20 protein-coding genes and 1 tRNA gene are annotated in these 18,140 nt (G+C 67.6%); 13 read left to right on the top strand and 8 right to left on the bottom strand.

Going from position 1 to position 18,140, the window contains the following annotated elements; translation table 11 throughout:
- Positions 1-391 precede the first annotated feature (391 nt).
- The 3 genes from VGV37_RS09080 to VGV37_RS09070 all read right to left on the bottom strand — a co-directional run bounded on the left by VGV37_RS09080 (position 392) and on the right by VGV37_RS09070 (position 1,478).
- Entirely contained in the window at positions 392-850 is a 459-nt protein-coding gene (locus VGV37_RS09080) for a hypothetical protein (RefSeq protein WP_326879340.1), read from the bottom strand.
- 28 nt (positions 851-878) lie between these two features.
- A complete protein-coding gene (locus VGV37_RS09075) occupies positions 879-1,199 on the bottom strand; it encodes a hypothetical protein (protein ID WP_326879339.1) in 321 nt (106 codons plus the stop codon).
- A gap of 189 nt (positions 1,200-1,388) precedes the next feature.
- Positions 1,389-1,478: transfer RNA gene (locus VGV37_RS09070), tRNA-Ser, on the bottom strand.
- 257 nt (positions 1,479-1,735) lie between these two features.
- Between VGV37_RS09070 and VGV37_RS09065 the strand changes: the two genes are divergently transcribed.
- Entirely contained in the window at positions 1,736-2,968 is a 1,233-nt protein-coding gene (locus VGV37_RS09065; protein ID WP_326879338.1) for an MFS transporter, read from the top strand.
- On the opposite strand, the gene VGV37_RS09060 is transcribed toward VGV37_RS09065, so the two are convergent.
- A complete protein-coding gene (locus tag VGV37_RS09060; protein ID WP_326879337.1) occupies positions 2,969-4,549 on the bottom strand; it encodes a gamma-glutamyltransferase in 1,581 nt (526 codons plus the stop codon).
- Between the two features lie 168 nt (positions 4,550-4,717).
- On the opposite strand from VGV37_RS09060, the gene modB reads away from it, so the two are divergent.
- Entirely contained in the window at positions 4,718-5,413 is a 696-nt protein-coding gene (gene modB, locus VGV37_RS09055; RefSeq protein ID WP_326879336.1) for a molybdate ABC transporter permease subunit, read from the top strand.
- Positions 5,410-6,486, top strand: coding sequence for a molybdenum ABC transporter ATP-binding protein (gene modC / locus VGV37_RS09050; RefSeq protein ID WP_326879335.1), 1,077 nt, complete (start codon positions 5,410-5,412; stop codon positions 6,484-6,486). The genes modB and modC overlap by 4 nt, the downstream gene beginning before the upstream one ends.
- Before the next feature lie 6 nt (positions 6,487-6,492).
- Here the strand turns inward: modC and VGV37_RS09045 are convergent, their stop codons facing one another.
- The 3 genes from VGV37_RS09045 to VGV37_RS09035 form a co-directional block, all read right to left on the bottom strand.
- Entirely contained in the window at positions 6,493-6,966 is a 474-nt protein-coding gene (locus tag VGV37_RS09045; protein ID WP_326879334.1) for a hypothetical protein, read from the bottom strand.
- 134 nt (positions 6,967-7,100) lie between these two features.
- Positions 7,101-7,688 carry a GNAT family protein gene (locus tag VGV37_RS09040; protein WP_326879333.1) on the bottom strand — a complete coding sequence of 196 codons (588 nt, stop codon included), beginning with the start codon at positions 7,686-7,688 and terminating at the stop codon, positions 7,101-7,103.
- Between the two features lie 7 nt (positions 7,689-7,695).
- Complete coding sequence (locus VGV37_RS09035) at positions 7,696-8,316, bottom strand: FMN-binding negative transcriptional regulator (protein ID WP_326879332.1); 621 nt, start codon at positions 8,314-8,316, stop codon at positions 7,696-7,698.
- A 166-nt stretch (positions 8,317-8,482) separates the two neighbouring features.
- On the opposite strand from VGV37_RS09035, the gene VGV37_RS09030 reads away from it, so the two are divergent.
- A complete protein-coding gene (locus tag VGV37_RS09030; protein WP_326879331.1) occupies positions 8,483-9,352 on the top strand; it encodes an NAD(P)-dependent oxidoreductase in 870 nt (289 codons plus the stop codon).
- A 144-nt stretch (positions 9,353-9,496) separates the two neighbouring features.
- Here VGV37_RS09030 and VGV37_RS09025 read toward each other — a convergent pair whose 3' ends face one another.
- Complete coding sequence (locus VGV37_RS09025; protein WP_326879330.1) at positions 9,497-9,946, bottom strand: hypothetical protein; 450 nt, start codon at positions 9,944-9,946, stop codon at positions 9,497-9,499.
- Between the two features lie 299 nt (positions 9,947-10,245).
- Here VGV37_RS09025 and ffh point away from each other — a divergent pair, with 299 nt between their 5' ends.
- The 9 genes from ffh (at position 10,246) to leuB (ending at position 18,074) form a co-directional block, all read left to right on the top strand.
- A complete protein-coding gene (ffh, locus tag VGV37_RS09020) occupies positions 10,246-11,625 on the top strand; it encodes a signal recognition particle protein (RefSeq protein ID WP_326879329.1) in 1,380 nt (459 codons plus the stop codon).
- A gap of 72 nt (positions 11,626-11,697) precedes the next feature.
- The gene (rpsP, locus tag VGV37_RS09015; protein ID WP_326879328.1) at positions 11,698-12,054 is read left to right on the top strand and encodes a 30S ribosomal protein S16; all 357 of its coding nucleotides are present in this window, start codon (positions 11,698-11,700) and stop codon (positions 12,052-12,054) included.
- Positions 12,055-12,076: 22 nt separating this feature from the next.
- Positions 12,077-12,646, top strand: coding sequence for a ribosome maturation factor RimM (gene rimM / locus VGV37_RS09010; protein ID WP_326879327.1), 570 nt, complete (start codon positions 12,077-12,079; stop codon positions 12,644-12,646).
- Positions 12,643-13,404, top strand: coding sequence for a tRNA (guanosine(37)-N1)-methyltransferase TrmD (trmD, locus tag VGV37_RS09005; RefSeq protein ID WP_326879326.1), 762 nt, complete (start codon positions 12,643-12,645; stop codon positions 13,402-13,404). Before rimM ends, trmD begins: the two co-directional genes overlap by 4 nt.
- A gap of 2 nt (positions 13,405-13,406) precedes the next feature.
- Positions 13,407-13,805: a 50S ribosomal protein L19 gene (gene rplS, locus VGV37_RS09000; RefSeq protein WP_326879325.1), complete on the top strand. Its 399-nt coding sequence runs from the start codon at positions 13,407-13,409 to the stop codon at positions 13,803-13,805.
- A gap of 370 nt (positions 13,806-14,175) precedes the next feature.
- Positions 14,176-15,591: a 3-isopropylmalate dehydratase large subunit gene (leuC, locus tag VGV37_RS08995; RefSeq protein WP_326879324.1), complete on the top strand. Its 1,416-nt coding sequence runs from the start codon at positions 14,176-14,178 to the stop codon at positions 15,589-15,591.
- A 2-nt stretch (positions 15,592-15,593) separates the two neighbouring features.
- Complete coding sequence (locus VGV37_RS08990) at positions 15,594-16,268, top strand: DUF2459 domain-containing protein (protein WP_326879323.1); 675 nt, start codon at positions 15,594-15,596, stop codon at positions 16,266-16,268.
- 19 nt (positions 16,269-16,287) lie between these two features.
- Positions 16,288-16,905, top strand: coding sequence for a 3-isopropylmalate dehydratase small subunit (gene leuD / locus VGV37_RS08985; protein WP_326879322.1), 618 nt, complete (start codon positions 16,288-16,290; stop codon positions 16,903-16,905).
- Between the two features lie 53 nt (positions 16,906-16,958).
- The gene (leuB, locus tag VGV37_RS08980) at positions 16,959-18,074 is read left to right on the top strand and encodes a 3-isopropylmalate dehydrogenase (RefSeq protein ID WP_326879321.1); all 1,116 of its coding nucleotides are present in this window, start codon (positions 16,959-16,961) and stop codon (positions 18,072-18,074) included.
- Positions 18,075-18,140: the final 66 nt, after the last annotated feature.

The raw sequence follows: 18,140 nt of genomic DNA, 5'->3' as shown, positions 1-18,140 counted from the left end.
GCGGGTCGTCAGCGCGGCCCGCCCTCGCCGTCGGATTTCAAGCTGCTCAATCCGAAGCCCTGAAGGCGAAGGGCGCTGCCCTGCGCATCCTCAATCTTGGCATCGATATCGCCACGGCAACGGCCAACTCATGTTGACCTTGCTGGGCGGGATCGCAGAGTTCGAACGCGAGATCATGTTGGAGCGCCAGCGCGAGGGCATCGCCAAGGCCAAGGCGGACAGCAAGCACCTCGGCCGGAAGCCCTCTGCACGTGCCAAGGGTGACCAAGTCAAGGAACGGCACCAGGCCGGCACACGGGCCACTGAGATTGCCGCCAAGCCGGGCATAGGTCGAGCCAGGACTTATCGGGGGCTTCAGGGGATGGACAGCCGATCGGGTCGGTCGTTGGTTCTAGGTTTTGATGCGGTGCTGCCGGCAGTAATCGATGATCCAGGGCCGGTCATTTCGATGGCCGTCCCTCCAGAGGGCGGCGGCGTACTCATCCGGAGTGTGCCCGCTGTCGTTCCGTTTGCGCTCTACCAAGCCACCTAACTCCGCACGGACGTAAGCCGTACAGACAGCGCTTTCGTTGTGCCCGTACTCGTCCAGAAGGCGGCGGATCATATCGCGTTGGGTGGGTGGCCTGCTCGATGTCGTAATGGATATTTCCAATGCCTTCTGCGTCCAATCGACAAAAAGGCGAGCTCCGTCAAGGAATTCCAAGACGATCTCCGTTTCACGGTGACGCTTTGCGGCCTTGATGGTTTTTCCTGCAAGCAGTTCCGTGAGACGTTGCCCCTCGCGTTCGAGATCACTTGTCATTGTTGCTGATTCATTTGTCCGACCATCATTCCCGCCTTCCCAGAGCATCTGAGTAGGGCTTCGCAGCGACGATCGGTCAAAGGTCAGCTGCCGGAAGCGCGATAAGAGCGGCGGCACCCCACTGGCGAATGTGGGCTTTGGCCTGCTTGGCACATGCGGGGTCGCTGTTGACCCGCCGGATCACCCAGGCGCGCCACCTATCGTTTTGGAGCGCCTCCTTCTGCGCGTCAAATATGTTCACGCCTCGAAGCGACCGCAGGCTTTTGATCAGTCCAGGCCATCCAAGCCTGTAGTCGTAGTAGTAGCCGGCAACATCAAATTCTGGGGTCGAGCGAAGCTGTTCGCGGCAGAATGCCTCTGCGCTTGACCATTGCATATAGGCGTCCGGCTTCGTCATGCCGTCAATCTGGCAGCCTCCCGCGCGCAGTTCCAGATCAGAAGTTCGCCCTGCCGACAAAGCCGAAGTTCCTGATCGCGCAGAATCATCTCGCCGGCCGCAAGTGGGGTATGCCGTATGGGGCATCCGTGTGCGGTATGCGAGCAAAACCAGCCATTAAGCTATTGATCTATATATAATTCTATAAATTGGCGGAGGGAGCGGGATTCGAACCCGCGATACAGTTTCCTGTATACACACTTTCCAGGCGTGCGCCTTCAACCGCTCGGCCACCCCTCCGCACTGCACGGGCTGGATGATAGCGCGCGTGCAAGGCGGCGGAAACTAGCGAAGGCGGCGGCGGCGCGCAATCCCCTTGGCCGTGCGCGGCACGAAACGCTGCCCCTCGTGCCGGCTTTCGGTCGACCGACAGTATCGTCGCAGCGAATTTCCATCGCGCGGGCCGGCCTCGTTCCAGTATGACGGTTTCGTGTCGCAGCACCGCGGTCGTGGCCGACGGCTTGCATGGACGGTGCGGCAAGGGGAGCCTCGGGGGAATGATGGATATCGCGGATCGCGCAGTGGCGCCGCCGGCGCGGGTCGATGCCTATGCCAGGAGGGCGCTGTGGGCGTCCATGCTCGGCTATGCCATGGACGGCTTCGACCTGCTGATCCTGGGCTTCATGCTGAAGGCGATCTCGGCCGAACTGGGGCTGAGCGGGGCCGAGGCCGGCTCGCTCGTCACCTGGACCTTGGGCGGCGCCGTGGTCGGCGGCGTGCTGTTCGGCATCCTCAGCGACCATGTCGGCCGCATCCGCGTGCTGACCTGGACGATCCTGATTTTCGCGCTGTTCACCGGCCTCTGCGCGCTCGCGACCGGCTATCGCGACCTGCTGGTCTATCGCACCGTCGCCGGCCTGGGGCTGGGCGGCGAGTTCGGCATCGGCATGGCGCTGGCGGCCGAATCCTGGCCGCCGCACCTGCGCGCCCGCGTCTCGTCTTATGTCGGGCTCGGCTGGCAGGCCGGCGTGCTGCTGGCGGCGCTGGCGACACCCCTGCTGCTGCCGGTGATCGGCTGGCGCGGCATGTTCGCGGTCGGGCTGCTGCCGGCGCTGGTCTCGTTCCTGGTGCGCCGCGCGGTCGGCGAGCCGGCCATCGTCACGGCCCGGCGGCCCCGCCTGGGCTGGCTCGCCTCCGTGCGCCTGCTGGTCAAGGATTGGGCGACGACGAAGCTCAGCTTCGCGCTGTTCGTGCTCTGCGCGGTGCAGAATTTCGGCTATTTCGGCCTGATGATCTGGCTGCCCAGCTATCTGTCGACCCGGTTCGGCTATGGCCTGACCCAATCGGCGGTCTGGACCGGCGTCACCATCCTGGGCATGGCGCTGGGCATCCTGTTGTTCGGCGAGCTGGCCGACCGGGTCGGCCGGCGGCCGGCATTCCTCACCTACCAGGCCGGCGCGGTCGTGATGGTGCTGGTCTATTCGCAACTGACCGACCCGACCGCCCTGCTGATCGGCGGCGCCGTCATGGGCTTGTTCGTCAACGGCATGCTGGGCGGCTATGGCGCGCTGATGTCCGAGCTTTATCCGACCGAGGCGCGGGCGACCGCGCAGAACGTGCTGTTCAACCTGGGCCGCGCGGTCGGCGGCTTCGGCCCGATCGTGGTCGGCAGCTTGGCCGCCGCCTATTCCTTCAGCGCCGCCATCGCGCTGCTCGCCACGATCTATGTGCTGGACATGATCGTGACCGCCTTGCTGATCCCCGAGCGCAAGGGCGCGGCGCTCAGCTGACTAATCCTCCTCGCCCAGCACGGCCGCCACGGCCGAGCGCGGGTGGGTCGCGGCCGAATTGAGCCCGGTGCCCTGGTGCCGCATGACGGCCGAGGGCACGGCGAAATGGTTCGGATAGACCTGGTCGGGCACGACCTGCACCGGCACCGCGGCCGCGATCTGGTCGATCCATTCCGGATCCATCGCGGCATCGACCAGCACGGTCTCGCCGCTGGCGTCGAGTCGGGGCGTCGCGAAGGCGCTGTCGAGCGACAGGCCGTAGTCGATCAGCATCGAGCCGAGCTGCGTCACCGCCGACAGGATCTTGCGGCCGCCGCACGCGCCGAGGCCGATCCAGGGCACGCCGTTGCGGGTCGCGACCATCGGGCACATGTTGGCCAGCGGACGGCGGCCCGGCGCCAGGGAGTTCGGACGGCCCGGACGCGGGTCGAACCAGTTGACGGCATTGTTCATCAGGATGCCGCTCGACGGCAGCACGATGCGCGCACCGAACCGGGCGAGCAGGGTAACGGTCAGCGCCACGATGTTGCCGTCCCGGTCGACGACCGACAGGTGGGTCGTGTTGCCGGATGCGCCCGCCCCCATTTCCTGCAGCCGCACCTCGTGCGCGCCGCGCAGCGCCTGGGCATAGGCGCTGAAGCTGCCCCCGTCCGGCCGGCCGAGCGGCAGGCCGGGCAGGCGGCGGCCGATCTCGTCGAGCGCGCGGATCACGGTCGGGCCCCCGCTCAAGGGCCCGGCGAAATGCAGCCGCACGCCCTTGTAGTCGTGGCTGAGCGGCGGGCGCAGTTCGGCGCGGTAGCCGGCCAGGTCGGCCGCGGTGATGGTGCTGCCCCCAGCCGCCAGATCGGCGGCAATACCCGCGGCCAGTTCGCCCTCGTAGAAATCGCGCCGGCCGGCCTCGGCGATCCGCTTCAGGGTCCGGGCGAGGTTGCCCAGCGGCAGCGCGCCCACGGGACGGTCCGACGGCGGCACCGCCGGCAGCCCGCCCGGCAGGTAGATCGCGGCGGCACCCGGGTCCTTCGCCAGATCGGCGGCGGCCAGCGCGATGGCGAGGCTCGATTGCCAATCGAGCGGCAGGCCGCCCTCGGCGAGCCGGATCGCCGGCGCCAGCACGTCGCCCAGGCTCTTGGTCCCGAGCGTCTCGACCGCGAGGCCCAACCCGTCGACCGCGCCCGGCACCACCGTCGCCTCATAGCCGCGGTCGTTGCGCCCGCCCTCGACGGCGGGCCAACCGAACATCGACGGCGCAACTTCGCCGCCCGCCAGCAGATAGCGCGCGGGATCGAGCCCGGCCGGTGCGACCGGGCCGAAATCGACGAACGTCACTTTGCCGGTCTTGGCATTGCCCGCGATCATGAAGCCGACGCCGCCGATGCCGCTCATCCAAGGCTCGACCACGCCCAGCGCGAAGGCGGCGGCCACGGCGGCATCGACCGCGTTGCCGCCCGCGCGCAGCAGCTCGACGCCCGCGGCCGAGGCCAGGCGATGCTGGCAGGCGACCAGGCCGCCGCGGCTCGTGCGCGCCGGCTTGGCGATCCGCCAGGTTTCCGCATGCCAAGTCGGGTTCGTCACAAGGGTCATGGGTGTCTCCCGTTTCGGGTCGATCTCATGCGGTGCGGCAAGGGCCTGGCGCCCGGCGTGCCGGTCGACGGCGACGCCGCGGGCAGTATAGCATCGCGATCGACCGCCGCCAGACGGCGGGGCACGGGCCTATCGCGGCTTTCTCTATCAGGATCCCTCCACCTCGCCATGCCGCTCCTGACCCCGCTCGAAGCCGAGGCGTTCGGCCTCAGCCTACGCATCGGCGCCTGGAGCGCCTGCGCCAGCCTGCCGCCGGCCCTCGCCGTCGCCTGGCTGCTGGCGCGCGGCCGGTTCCGTGGCCGGACCCTGCTGAGCGCGATCGTGCACCTGCCGCTGGTGCTGCCGCCGGTCGTGACCGGCTATGCGCTGCTGCTGCTGTTCGGCCGGCACGGGCCGATCGGCGCTTGGTTGGAAAGCTGGTTCGGCATCGTCTTCGCGTTTCGCTGGACCGGTGCGGCGCTAGCCGCCGGCGTCATGGGCTTTCCCCTGGTCGTGCGCGCGCTGCAATTGTCGATCGAGGCGGTCGAGCCAGGATTGGAGCAGGCGGCCGCGACGCTGGGCGCCCGGCCGATCATGGTGTTCCTGACCGTCACCCTGCCGCTGATCGTGCCGGGGCTGCTGGCCGGACTGTTGCTGGGCTTCGCCAAGAGCCTGGGCGAGTTCGGCGCCACCATCACCTTCGTCTCGAACATCCCGGGCGAGACACGCACCCTGCCGATCGCGATCTATACCCTGCTGCAGGTGCCGGGTACGGATGCGGCCGTGCTGCGCCTGTCGGCTCTGTCGGTCGCGGTGTCGGTCGTGGCCGTGTTCGCGTCCGAGATGATCGCGCGCCGGCTGCGCCGCCGGGCGGCCGGGGCATGAGCCTGTCCGTCGAGGTCGCCCTCGCCCGCCCCGGCTTCACGCTCGACGTCGGGTTCGACAGTCCCGGTGGCGTCACCGCGCTGTTCGGCCGGTCGGGCGCCGGCAAGAGCACGATCGCGGGCTTGCTGGCCGGTCTGGTCAAGCCGGATCGCGGCCGGATCCTGATCGATGGCGAGGTGCTGGTCGACACGGCGGCCGGCGTTTTCGTGCCGCCCCATCGCCGGCGCATCGGCAGCGTGTTCCAGGACGGGCGCCTGTTTCCCCACCTGACCGTGCGCCGGAACCTGCTCTATGGCGCCTGGTTCCAGGGCCGGCAGGCAGGCGGAAAGCCGCTCGGCGCCATCGTCGACCTGCTGGGCATCGCGCACCTGCTCGACCGGCGGCCGGCGACGCTCTCAGGCGGCGAAAAGCAGCGGGTCGCGATCGGCCGCGCCCTGCTGATGGCACCGCGCCTGCTGGTGCTGGACGAGCCCCTGGCCGCCCTCGACCAGGCGCGCAAGGACGAGATCCTGCCGTATCTGGAACGGCTGCGCGACGAGATGCGGTTGCCGATGGTCTATGTCAGCCACAGCCGCGACGAGGTGGTGCGGCTGGCCGACCAGCTCGTGGTGATCGAGGCCGGCAAGGTCGTGGCATCAGGCCCGATCGGCGAGGTCAGCAGCCGGTTCGATCCCGGCGGCGGCACCGAGCCGGGTGCGGTGCTGGCAGTGACGGTGGAGGCGATCGACCCGGCGCATGGGTTGGCGACGCTTAGCTTCGCCGGCGGCACCCTTTGCGTGCCCGTCGGCCGCCTGAGCGTCGGACAACGCCTGCGCCTGCAGATCCGCGCCCGAGACGTGGCGATCGCGACCACGCCACCGGAAGGCTTGAGCATCCTCAACGTGTTGCCGGCGACGATCCTGGACCTGGCCGCCGCCGGCCCGACCGCCGTCGGCTTGCGCCTCGACTGCGGCGGCACGATCCTGGTCGCCCAGATCACCCGGCTATCGGCCGAAACCCTGGCGCTGGCGCCGGGTCAGGCCGTGCATGCGCTGGTGAAGAGCGTGTCATTCGATCGACCGCCGATCGAATAGTCGCCGTCACGCGTAGCCGGCGAGGCCCGCCAGCTTATGGGCCAGTTTTTGAAAGACGCTGGGGTTGGCGCGCGATGCCGACGCGATGATTTCCAGGTGGCGGCCCTGCACGTCCTCGCCGAATTCGACCCGGTACTTCTCGGTGATCTGCTCGTAGGACAGGCCCTTCTGCTTCAGGAACCAGGACAGCAGGCCGCCGAAGTAGGAAATTTGTTCGCGGACCACCGCCATTTCGTGATTGCGCTGCGCCACGGCGCCCTGGGACAGGATCTCGAGAATGGCGAGCCGGACCTTGGCGACCTCTTGATCCGAGAGTTCGTGGCTGTTGATTTCGGCGGACAGCATCTGATCGGCCAGGTCACGGGCATTCGGCGGCATGTTCGAGAGCGGCTTCGTGTAATGCTCGTCCCGGATCTGCTGATCCCCATAAATGCTATAGCCGACATACATGACGGTTGCAGCGAGCAGATATCCGAACATTGTGCGAACTCCCCAGAGTATTATTAGTGAATCCAGGTTTGATCTGAATATTTGCGCAAGGTCCGCCACAACTCAAGATCACGGCCAAGCCGGGCTGTGCACCATAACCCGATTCGCCTGTTTCGCCAGATGAGTCAGCGGGCAGCGGATCCGGTGAGCTTGCTCCGAAGCCCGTCCCGCACCGCCGGCCATTCCGCATCGATGATACTGAAGCGGACGGAATTGCGTTTGCGCCCGTCCGGCATGATGCGTTCGTGCCGGACGGTGCCTTCCTCGACCGCGCCCAGGCGCAGGATCGCGGCACGCGATCGGGCATTCAGCTCGTCGGTGGTGAATTGCACCCGCACGCAGTCGAGCACCTCGAACGCGTGGCGCAGCATCAGGTATTTCGTCTCGGTATTGATGCCGGTCCGCTGGGTCGAGGCCGCCAGCCAGGTGTGGCCGATCTCCAGCTTGCGGTTCGCCCGGTCGATCTTCCAGAACCGGGTGCTGCCGACCACGCGGTCGCGCGTCCGGTCGACGATCGCATAGGGCAGGACGGTGCCACGATCCCGCCCGTCAAGCGCATGCTCGATGTACGACCGCATCGTCGCCGCATTGGGGACGACCGTGACGGCGAGGCTCCACAATTCGCCATCCGATGCCGCCGCCAGCAACGCCCTCTCGTGCGCCAGGTCGAGCGGCTGCAGGGTGACGAGGCTGCCGGAAAGCACCTCCGCCATCGTCCGCTCAGGCCTCCGGCACCAGGACGGCGACCGCGTCCCGGTCTTCCGCGCGCAGGCCGTCGGCGACGCCGGTGCGGTCGGCGAGCGGGCGGTTCTGGCTCATCTTCCATTTGCCGTCGATCCGGCTGATCGGCAGGCGGAAACCCACGATGCCCTTCAGATGCGCCTGGATGAACTCGGGCGGCGCGTCGGTCACGGCCCAGGGCGAGGTCCGCGGCCCCTCGTGGCGATTGGTAAGTCGCGTCACCACGTCCAGCAATCGGTCCGCATCATCGAAGAATTCGAGCGGGCCGTAGGCGTGGATCGCGACATAGTTCCAGGTCGGCACGACCTTGCCATGCTCGCGCTTGGTCGCATACCAGCTGGGTGTGATGTACGCGTCCGGGCCCTGAAAGATCGCCAAGGCCTCGACGCCGGCCGCCACTCCCCGGCCTTGCGGATTCGGCTTGGCCAGATGGCCGACCAGCGTGCCGTTCGGACCGTCGTCCGCATCGAGCAGCATGGGCACGTGGCTGGCGACCAGCCCGTCGGCGCCGAGGCTGACCAGGGTGACCAGGCCCGCACCGCGCATGGCCTCATGCAGGACGGCGAGATCGGATTGCTTGAATTGCGACGGCACGTACACGGGCGGACATCCGGCTGGAGGATCTGGATCGCGGACCGTGGCAGCAAACCATCCGGCCCGGAAGAACCGCTTCACGATACCACGGGAGACCAATTTCAGGATGCTCGACGCTTGACAGCATCGGCCGCCGGCCCTGCTCTTGAGCCGGCATCGAACGGGGGACGGCATGCGCGTGGCGATAGCGGGGCTGGGACGGATGGGGCGGGCGTTTGCCGCCAAGCTCGCGGCCGACGGCGTGCCGCTGCAGGTCTGGAACCGCACGGCCGGGCGGGCCGGCGCTCTGCCGGAGGTGGCAACGCCGGCGGTGCTGGCCGCGGATGCCGATATCATCCTGACCAGCCTGACCGACGATGCGGCGGTCGAGGCGGTCTACGCCGGCCCCGACGGCTTGCTGTCCGGCCCGATCGCCGGCCGTCTGTTCGTCGAGATGAGCACGATCCGGCCGGAAACGGTCCGGGCGATCGCGGCCCGGGTCGAGGCGCTGGGCGCGCGCCTGATCGACGCGCCGGTCGCGGGCGGCCCGGCGGTGGTCGCGGCCTGCCAGAGCCTGGCCTTCGTCGGCGGCGCGTCCGAGGACATCGATCGGGCGCGGCCTGTGCTGGAGCGTTTCTGCCGCAAGATCGCACCCATGGGGCCGGTCGGCAGCGGCACGGTCATGAAGCTGGTCGCGAACCTGCCGATCGGCGTCTATTTCCAGGCGCTCGCCGAAGGGCTGGCGCTCGGGCGCAGCCATGGGCTGGACCTGGCGGCGATGCTGGCGGTGATGGTCGATAGCCCCGGTGCGCTCGCGGCCTTGCCGCGCAAGGTGCCGGCGATCCTGGGGGAAGCGGGCGACGTGCCGTTCGACATCGCTGGCGTGCGCAAGGACCTGCTGGCGATGACCGCCGCCTGCCACCGGGCCGGCGTGCCCGCCCCGGCCGCGACCGGCGCCTTGAGCGCCTATGCGGGTGCCACCGCCGCCGGCTGGGGTACCCGGGATTTCTCGACCATCATCCGGTTCTGGGCCGAGGCAGTGGCGGGCTTGCCCCGCGACTGAACGGGCCGCGGCCGCCCGGCTCTCGAGACCGGGCGGCCGCTTTCTCGTTTCCGCGAAGGTTCGACGCCGGGGCCTCACGGCCGGTGCGGTCGCCCACGAGGGACGGGTCGCACCGGCCGGCGCCCCCCGGCACCTGGTGGTCGGTTACGACTTCGGCTGGGCCGCCGGAGCGGTCGGCGCCGCCGGGGTCTTGGTGTCGACCTTGGCGTCGCTCTTCTTCTCGGCCTTGACCGGCGTCTTCGCCGCGTCCTTGGTCGCCTTCTTGGCGGTATGGACCTTTTTCGCGCTGGGCTCGGTCTTCGCGACCGTGCTCTTGGTCTCGGGCGCCGTCACGGCGGCCTTGGTCTCGCTCTTCGAGTCGGGCGCCTTCGCCGTCGCGTCCTGCTTCACGCTGTCCTTGGCCGGAGCGGCCGGGGTGCCGACGCCAATGGCGGCGGGGGCCTGCGTGGTGACCGGCGCGGTCGCGGTCGTGCTGGTCGAGACCGTCGGGGCAACGCTGGGCGTGGCGCCCTGGGCGAAGGCGAAGGCCGGAGCCATCGCCAGCGCACCGGCAACGAGCAGGGTCCGCGGCAGGGTGGTGAGCTTGGCAACCATGATATGTTTCCGTCCTTCTGGGTTGTCTCGTGGGTGAGACGCCATGACAACGGGACCTGCGAGCCAGATAGTCCGCGACGAACCGATGGTATTGTGATGGCGGAATTGCGGCGGTTTCGGACGCGATTGCGGCACGCCCCATACCCGCCGCGCAAGGCGCCCCTGCCCCCGCGTGCTTGACTCGAAGGCCCCCCTCCTCTATCCCTCCGCCTCTGTCGCGGGCCCGTACCGGGTTCGCTGCGCCAGTCCGCGAGTATCGCGCACTGGCCTTTTTGTTTTGTCCGGATGAGGCGACGCGATTGTTCGATAGTCTGACCACACGGCTTGGCGACGTCTTCGACCGGCTCCGCAAGCGCGGCGCCCTGTCGGAGGCCGACGTCACGGCGGCGCTGCGCGAAGTGCGCGTGGCCCTGCTCGAGGCCGACGTGGCGCTGCCGGTCGTCAAGGACTTCGTCAACGCGGTCCGGGACAAGGCGATCGGCCAGGATGTCGTCCGGTCGGTCAGCCCGGGCCAGATGGTCATCAAGATCGTCCACGACCACCTGGTCGAGGTGCTGGGATCCGAGCAGGTCGAGCTATCGCTGGCATCGGTCCCGCCGGTCGCGATCATGATGGTGGGCCTGCAGGGCTCCGGCAAGACCACGACCTCGGCCAAGATCGCCCTGCGCTTCAAGAACCGCGACAAGAAGAAGGTGCTGATGGCGTCGCTCGACGTCCATCGCCCGGCCGCCCAGGAACAGCTGGCCATCCTCGGCCGCCAGACCGGCGTCGACACCCTGCCGATCGTCGCCGGCGAGAAGCCGCTGCAGATCGCCGAGCGCGCCATGAGGGTCGGCCGGCTCGAAGGCTATGACGTGGTCATGCTCGACACCGCCGGCCGCCTGCATATCGACGAAGCGCTGATGATGGAGGTCGCGGCGGTCCGCGACCTGGTCAAGCCGCACGAGACCCTGCTCGTTGCCGATGCCATGACCGGCCAGGACGCGGTCACCGTCGGCAAGGCGTTCAACGAGCGCATCGGCCTCAGCGGCATCGTGCTGACCCGGATCGACGGCGATGCGCGCGGCGGTGCAGCGCTGTCCATGCGCGCCATCACCGGCAAACCGATCAAGCTGCTGGGCACCGGCGAAAAGCTGGACGCGCTCGAGACCTTCCATCCCGACCGTATCGCCGGCCGCATCCTGGGCATGGGCGACGTGGTCAGCCTGGTCGAGAAGGCCGCCGAGACCATCGACCAGGAAGAGGCCGCAAAGCTCGCGGCCAAGATGGAAAAGGGCAATTTCGACCTGGACGACATGGCGGCCCAGTTGCGTCAGCTGCGCAAGATGGGCGGCATGTCCGGAATGATGAACATGCTGCCCGGCATGGGAAAGATCAAAAAGCAGATTTCCGAGGCCAACATCGACGACAAGGTGATCAAGCGCCAGGAGGCGATCATCTCGTCGATGACCAAGGCTGAACGGAAGAATCCAAAGATTCTGAACGGTTCACGCCGTCGGCGCATCGCCGAAGGCTCCGGCACCTCGGTGCAGGACGTCAACAAGATCCTGAAGCAGCATCAGGACATGGCGACGATGATGAAGAAGGTCCAGAAGCTCGGCAAAAAAGGCTTCATGCGCCAGGGACTGGCGGGCCTGTTGCCGGGTGGCGGTGGTGGCGGGAACCCCTTCGGTCGCTGACCGTACAGGGCCCCCTCGACGAGATTTCCTACCCAGTTTCGAGTTTTGGTTTTTGGAAGAGAAGGAAACTATATGAGCCTCAAGATCCGGCTGTCGCGCGGCGGCGCCAAGAAGCGCCCGTTCTACAGCATCGTCATCGCCGACGCGCGCAGCCCGCGCGACGGTCGTTTCATCGAGCGCGTCGGCACCTACAACCCGATGGTCGAGAAGGACCATCCCGAGCGTCTGGTGCTGAAGGTCGAGCGCCTGAAGCATTGGCTGTCCGTGGGCGCCTCGCCGACGGACCGCGTCGAGCGCTTCCTGGCCGATGCCGACCTGGTCGCCAAGAAGACTCGGACCGAGACCCCGGCCAAGTCCGCGCCGAAGACGAAGGCCCAGGAACGCGCCAAGCAGAACGCCGCCAAGGCCGAAGCCGCGGCGAACGCCTGATCAGCCTCAGCCGGTCTGACCCATGCTCGATCGCCAGAAGCATCTCTGTATCGGCGTGATCACCGGAGCCCAAGGGATCCGGGGAGCCGTCCGTATCAAGAGCTTCACCGCCGATCCGCTCGACATCGACGCCTACGGGCCCGTGTCGGACGAGGCGGGCAAGCGGACGTTCGAGCTGAAGGCGATCGGCCAATCGAAGGGGATCGTGGTGGCCACGCTCGAGGGCGTCGGCGACCGCAACGCAGCCGAGGCGCTGAAGGGCCTGCAACTCTTCGTTTCCCGGGACCGGCTGCCGCCGGCCGAGGATGACGAGTTCTACCATGCCGATCTGCTGGGCCTCACGGCCGAGCTGGTCGGCGGCGATCCGCTGGGTCGGATCACCGCGGTCTACGACTTCGGTGCCGGTGACGCGATCGAGGTGACGCAGGCCGGCGGGGCCGTGGTCATGGTGCCCTTCACCAAGGCGGCCGTGCCGACCGTCGATCTCGCGGCCGGCAAGGTCGTCATCGACCCGCCGGCCGGTCTGTTCGACAAGCCGGAACCGCCGCAGCCCCTGGTGCTGCAGGCGGAGATGGCATCGGAGGCCGAATGACCTGGGCGGCATCGGTCCTGACCCTGTTCCCGGACATGTTCCCGGGGCCGCTCGGGCTGTCGCTCGCCGGCAAGGCGATGGAGCGCGGACGCTGGTCGTTGAAGACGGTGGACATCAGGTCGTTCGCGACCGATGCCCACCGGACGGTCGACGACACGCCGTTCGGCGGTGGGCCGGGCATGGTGTTGAAGCCGGACGTGGTCGATGCCGCCTTGCGCGCGGAGACGACGCCGGGGCCGCGGATCTACCTTTCACCCCGCGGGCGGGTGGTGGATCAGCGGCGGATACGGGAATTGGTCGAAGGCCCGGGGGTCGTGCTGCTGTGCGGCCGGTTCGAAGGGCTCGACCAGCGGGTGATCGACGAACATGCGCTCGAGGAAATCAGCCTCGGCGACTTCGTCCTGTCCGGCGGCGAGCCGGCGGCGATCACCATCCTGGACGCCTGTGTCCGGCTGTTGCCGGGCACGGTGGGCGCGCCGGAAACGCTGGTCGAGGAAAGCTTCGAGGCGGGTTTGTTGGAATACCCCCACTACACCAGACCGCAGGTGTGGCGGGAGCGTGCGGTGCCCGACGTTCTGCTGTCGGGCAACCACGGCAAGATCAAGGCCTGGAGACGGGCTGCGGCAGAGGCGGCGACGAAGGGGCGACGGCCCGATCTGTGGGATCGGTATCAGGCCAAGTCGTCCGCCCGCCAGAGTGATATTGGAACTGAACGCGCGACCGGCCGACTTGCCGGCGCCATCGAAGAAGAGGTGTAGAAATGAACCTTCTGCAGACGATCGAGCAGGAGCAGGTCGACAAGCTGGTCGCCGCGCGCGGCGTGCCGGAATTCGGCCCGGGCGATACGATCAAGGTCAGCGTCAAGGTCGTCGAAGGCGACCGTGAGCGCGTCCAGGCATTCGAGGGCGTGTGCATCGCCCGCAAGAACGCCGGCATCAACTCCAACTTCACCCTGCGCAAGATCTCGTACGGCGAAGGTGTGGAGCGCGTGTTTCCGCTCTATTCGCCGCGCCTGACCGCGATCGAAGTGGTGCGCCGTGGCGCCGTCCGCCGCGCCAAGCTGTACTATCTGCGTGGCCGGACCGGCAAGTCGGCCCGTATCACCGAAAAGGCCCGCTCGACCGCCCCGGCGGCCGCGGCCGCCAAGGAAGCCGAGTAAGCTTCCATTGAAGGAGGATCGGCCGACCGCGGCCGACCTTTTTTGATACTGGACCAATACCCGTGCGAGGCTTCGAGCCGCGCGCGGGTATTCGTGCTGGAAGCAAAGTCTATATATGTGGGATTGACCCTGGGTATCCGACACAGTCCCTTCGTCATTTCACGATAGTGGACGCGGCTCTTGCTGGGTTCCCGCTTGCGCAGAATGTCGGAAAGGCCGGGTGCGATGGAGACATTGCGCCGCCGCATCGTCGTTTCGGTGCAATCTTTCCGAAAGCGCACCGCAGTTGGAACAAAAAATCCATTTTCCTGCCGGACGCCCGGAGTATCATCGCGCCTCTTTCAGCCTGTGATACCGAGGACACCCTGCCGTGGCCGCACCGCGTACGCTCTTCGACAAGATCTGGGACAGTCATCTGGTCGACCGTCAGGCCGACGGTACCTGCCTCATCTATATCGACCGTCATCTCGTCCATGAGGTGACGAGCCCACAGGCCTTCGAGGGCCTGCGCCTCAGCGGCCGCAAGGTACGCCGGCCGGATGCGACGCTGGCGGTACCCGATCACAACGTACCGACGACCGACCGCGCCGCCGGCATCGCCGACGAGGAATCCCGCATCCAGCTCGACACGCTGGAAAAGAACGCGCGCGACACCGGGGTCATCTATTTCGACATCAACGACATTCGCCAGGGCATCGTCCATATCGTGGGCCCCGAGCAGGGATTCAGCCTGCCCGGCACGACCATCGTGTGCGGCGACAGCCACACCTCGACCCATGGCGCGTTCGGCGCGTTGGCGTTCGGCATCGGCACGTCCGAGGTCGAGCACGTGCTGGCGACCCAGACGCTGATCCAGCGCCCGGCCAAGAACATGCTGGTCGAGGTCGAGGGCGAGTTGCCGCCCGGCACGACCGCCAAGGACATCGTGTTGCACATCATCGGCCTGATCGGCACGGCCGGCGGCACCGGACACGTCATCGAATATGCCGGCTCGACCATCCGCGCGCTCGACATGGCCGGCCGGATGACGGTCTGCAACATGACGATCGAGGGCGGAGCCCGTGCCGGCCTGATCGCCCCGGACGAGACGACCTTCGCCTATCTGGCCGGGCGGCCGATGGCACCCAAGGGCCTCGCCTGGGAACAGGCCGTCGCCTATTGGCGCACCCTGCCGTCCGATGCCGGAGCGCACTACGACAAGGTCGTCCGGGTCAATGCCGCCGATCTGGTCCCGCAGGTCACCTGGGGCACCAGCCCCGAGGACGTGCTGCCGATCACAGGCCAAGTGCCGAACCCGGCCGACATCGCCGACGAAGGTCGGCGCGCGTCGATGCAGCGCTCGCTCGATTACATGGGCCTGGTCCCGGGCACGCCGCTCGACGAGGTGCCGATCCAGCGCGTGTTCATCGGCTCCTGCACCAACGGCCGCATCGAGGATCTGCGCGCCGCCGCCGCCGTGGCCCAGGGCCGCAAGGTCGCGCCCGGCGTGCAGGCGATGGTCGTGCCCGGCTCCGGCCTGGTCAAGCATCAGGCCGAGGAGGAAGGGCTGGACAAGGTCTTCCTGGCCGCCGGTTTCGAATGGCGCGAGCCTGGCTGCTCCATGTGCCTGGCAATGAATGCCGACAAGCTGGAGCCGGGCGAGCATTGCGCCTCGACCTCCAATCGCAATTTCGAGGGTCGCCAGGGCCGCGGCGGCCGGACTCACCTGGTCAGCCCGGCCATGGCGGTCGCGGCGGCCGTCACCGGCACGCTGACCGACGTGCGGAGCCTGGCGACGCCGACGTGAGGATGGTGCGCCTCCTGTGCTGGCTGATCGCGAGCGTGACCGGCCTCGTCGCCGGCTACGTGGGCCTGGGCTTCGGCCTGGGCGCGCTCGCGACCGGCGACGCGCCGCCGGCCGGCCGGGTGGCGCTCGCCGTCATCGCCAACACCTTCCATTCCGACCTGGTGTTTCCCGTAACGGGCGCGGGCGTGGATTGGACAGCCCTGTTCGAACTGCCGCCCGAGGCGCGCTACGTGGCGATCGGCTGGGGCAACCGGCGGTTCTACATGGAGACGCCGCAGTTGAGCGACCTGAAGCTAGCGACGGTGGCGACCGCCCTGACCGGCACCGGCGACAGCGTGCTCCATGTCGCCTGGTACCCGGGCGAGCCCATGGGCGACGCCGTCCATGCGCTCGACGTGACCGGCGCCCAGGCCGAGGCGCTCGCCCGCTACGTCGCCCAGTTCGCCGCCCGGGACGAAAAAGGCCGGACGGAACGGTTCAACGCCTCCTACGGGGCAGACGACGCCTTTTTCGCAGCCTCGGGCCGCTGGTCGCCGATCCTGACCTGCAACGAATGGCTGGGGCGGGGCTTGCGCGCCGCCCGCATCCGCACCGGAATTTGGACGCCGTTCGCCGACGGTATCCTGCGCCACCTGCCGACCGCCGCCCTGGGCACGGTCGGCGCAATTGTGACCTGACGATGGAAAGCGTGACGTGATGCAGAAATTCACGAGCCTGACCGGGGTCGCCGCCCCGTTGCCGATGATCAACATCGACACCGACAAGATCATCCCGAAGCAATTCCTGAAGACGATCGAGCGGACCGGCCTCGGCCGGGGCCTGTTCGACGAGATGCGGTTCAACGCGGACGGTTCGGAAAAGCCCGAGTTCGTGCTGAACCAGCCGGCCTATCGAACCGCGCAGATCCTGGTGGCCGGCGAAAATTTCGGCTGCGGGTCGAGCCGCGAGCATGCCCCCTGGGCGCTGCTGGATTTCGGCATCCGCTGCATCATCGCATCGAGCTTCGCCGACATCTTCTACAACAATTGCTTCAAGAACGGCGTGCTGCCGCTGGTCGTGCCGGAAGAGATCGTGGCACAGCTGATGGAGGACGCCGGCAAGGGCGCGAACGCGGTGCTGACCGTCGATCTGGAAAACCAGACGATCAGCCGGCCTGACGGCGAGAAAGTGCCGTTCCAGATCGACCCGTTCCGCAAGCATTGCCTGCTGAACGGCCTCGACGACATCGGGCTGACCCTGCAGAAGGGCCAGTCGATCGACAATTACGAAGACAGCCTGAAACTGAGCCAGCCCTGGCTGGCGCCGGCGGCCTAGATCCCTCGCACGATAGCCCTCGATGGTACGACTAGATTGAACGGAGTTTGAACGTGACCGCGAACAAGAAGCTGCTGGTGCTGCCGGGCGACGGCATCGGACCCGAGGTGATGGACGAGGTCGAGCGCGTCGTCGAATGGCTGGATCACAAGCGGCGCGTCACCTTCTCGGTCGAGCGCGGTCTCGTCGGCGGTTCGGCCTACGATGCCGACGGCACGCCGCTGACCGACGCCACCATGGACAAGGCCCAGGGCGCCGACGCCGTGCTGCTGGGCGCGGTCGGCGGCCCGAAGTGGGAGACGCTGCCGTTCGAGCACCGGCCGGAACGCGGCCTGCTGCGCCTGCGCAAGGAGATGGCGCTGTTCGCCAACCTGCGCCCCGCCCAGGTGTTCGAGCCGCTGGTCGATGCCTCCAGCCTTAAGCCGGAGCTGGTGCGCGGCCTTGACATCATGATCCTGCGCGAGCTGACCGGCGGCGTCTATTTCGGCGAGCCGCGCGGCATCGAGACCCTGCCCAACGGCGAGAAGCGCGGCTTCAACACCCAGAGCTACACCACGAGCGAGATCGAACGCGTCGCCCGCGTGGGATTCGAGCTGGCCCGCAAGCGCTCGAACAAGCTGTGCTCGGTCGAGAAGGCCAACGTCATGGAGTCGGGCGTGCTGTGGCGCGAAGTCGTCCAGGCGCTGGGCGACAAGGACTATCCGGACGTTCAGCTGTCGCACATGTATGCCGACAATTGCGCGATGCAGCTGGTGCGGGCACCCAAGCAGTTCGACGTGATCGTCACCGACAATCTGTTCGGCGACATCCTCAGCGACTGTGCCGCCATGCTGACCGGTTCGCTCGGCATGCTGCCGTCGGCCTCGCTGGGCGCCGCCGACGACAGCGGCCGGCGCAAGGCGCTTTACGAGCCGGTCCATGGCTCGGCGCCCGACATCGCCGGCAAGGGCATGGCGAACCCGCTCGCCACTTTGCTCAGCTTCGCCATGATGCTGCGCTATTCGTTCGACATGGACGAGGACGCGAAGCTGATCGAGCAGGGTGTCGAGAAGCTGCTGGCCCAGGGCGTGCGCACACCCGACATCCGGCTGGAAGGAACGCCGACGGTCACGACCCAGGAAATGGGGAGAGCACTGATCGCCGAATTGGAAAAGCTGGCCCGAGACTAGTCGCCAAGCAATAATCCGCTATCCGCCGCAAGAATTCGCGTGTGGCGCCATGGCAACGACGGACAG

Origin of the sequence: Aliidongia sp. (assembly GCF_035943795.1) — a bacterium.
Taxonomy (GTDB): Bacteria; Pseudomonadota; Alphaproteobacteria; order ATCC43930; family CGMCC-115725; genus Aliidongia.
This window is presented reverse-complemented; position numbering and strand designations above follow the sequence as displayed.

Bases quoted from the DNA above. Each gene is read 5' to 3' on its own strand.
- VGV37_RS09080 (WP_326879340.1), bottom strand. From the start codon at position 850: ATGCTCTGGGAAGGCGGGAATGATGGTCGGACAAATGAATCAGCAACA.
- VGV37_RS09075 (WP_326879339.1), bottom strand. From the start codon at position 1,199: ATGACGAAGCCGGACGCCTATATGCAATGGTCAAGCGCAGAGGCATTC.
- VGV37_RS09065 (WP_326879338.1), top strand. From the start codon at position 1,736: ATGATGGATATCGCGGATCGCGCAGTGGCGCCGCCGGCGCGGGTCGAT.
- VGV37_RS09060 (WP_326879337.1), bottom strand. From the start codon at position 4,549: ATGACCCTTGTGACGAACCCGACTTGGCATGCGGAAACCTGGCGGATC.
- modB (WP_326879336.1), top strand. From the start codon at position 4,718: ATGCCGCTCCTGACCCCGCTCGAAGCCGAGGCGTTCGGCCTCAGCCTA.
- modC (WP_326879335.1), top strand. From the start codon at position 5,410: ATGAGCCTGTCCGTCGAGGTCGCCCTCGCCCGCCCCGGCTTCACGCTC.
- VGV37_RS09045 (WP_326879334.1), bottom strand. From the start codon at position 6,966: ATGTTCGGATATCTGCTCGCTGCAACCGTCATGTATGTCGGCTATAGC.
- VGV37_RS09040 (WP_326879333.1), bottom strand. From the start codon at position 7,688: ATGGCGGAGGTGCTTTCCGGCAGCCTCGTCACCCTGCAGCCGCTCGAC.
- VGV37_RS09030 (WP_326879331.1), top strand. From the start codon at position 8,483: ATGCGCGTGGCGATAGCGGGGCTGGGACGGATGGGGCGGGCGTTTGCC.
- VGV37_RS09025 (WP_326879330.1), bottom strand. From the start codon at position 9,946: ATGGTTGCCAAGCTCACCACCCTGCCGCGGACCCTGCTCGTTGCCGGT.
- rpsP (WP_326879328.1), top strand. From the start codon at position 11,698: ATGAGCCTCAAGATCCGGCTGTCGCGCGGCGGCGCCAAGAAGCGCCCG.
- rimM (WP_326879327.1), top strand. From the start codon at position 12,077: ATGCTCGATCGCCAGAAGCATCTCTGTATCGGCGTGATCACCGGAGCC.
- trmD (WP_326879326.1), top strand. From the start codon at position 12,643: ATGACCTGGGCGGCATCGGTCCTGACCCTGTTCCCGGACATGTTCCCG.
- rplS (WP_326879325.1), top strand. From the start codon at position 13,407: ATGAACCTTCTGCAGACGATCGAGCAGGAGCAGGTCGACAAGCTGGTC.
- VGV37_RS08990 (WP_326879323.1), top strand. From the start codon at position 15,594: ATGGTGCGCCTCCTGTGCTGGCTGATCGCGAGCGTGACCGGCCTCGTC.
- leuD (WP_326879322.1), top strand. From the start codon at position 16,288: ATGCAGAAATTCACGAGCCTGACCGGGGTCGCCGCCCCGTTGCCGATG.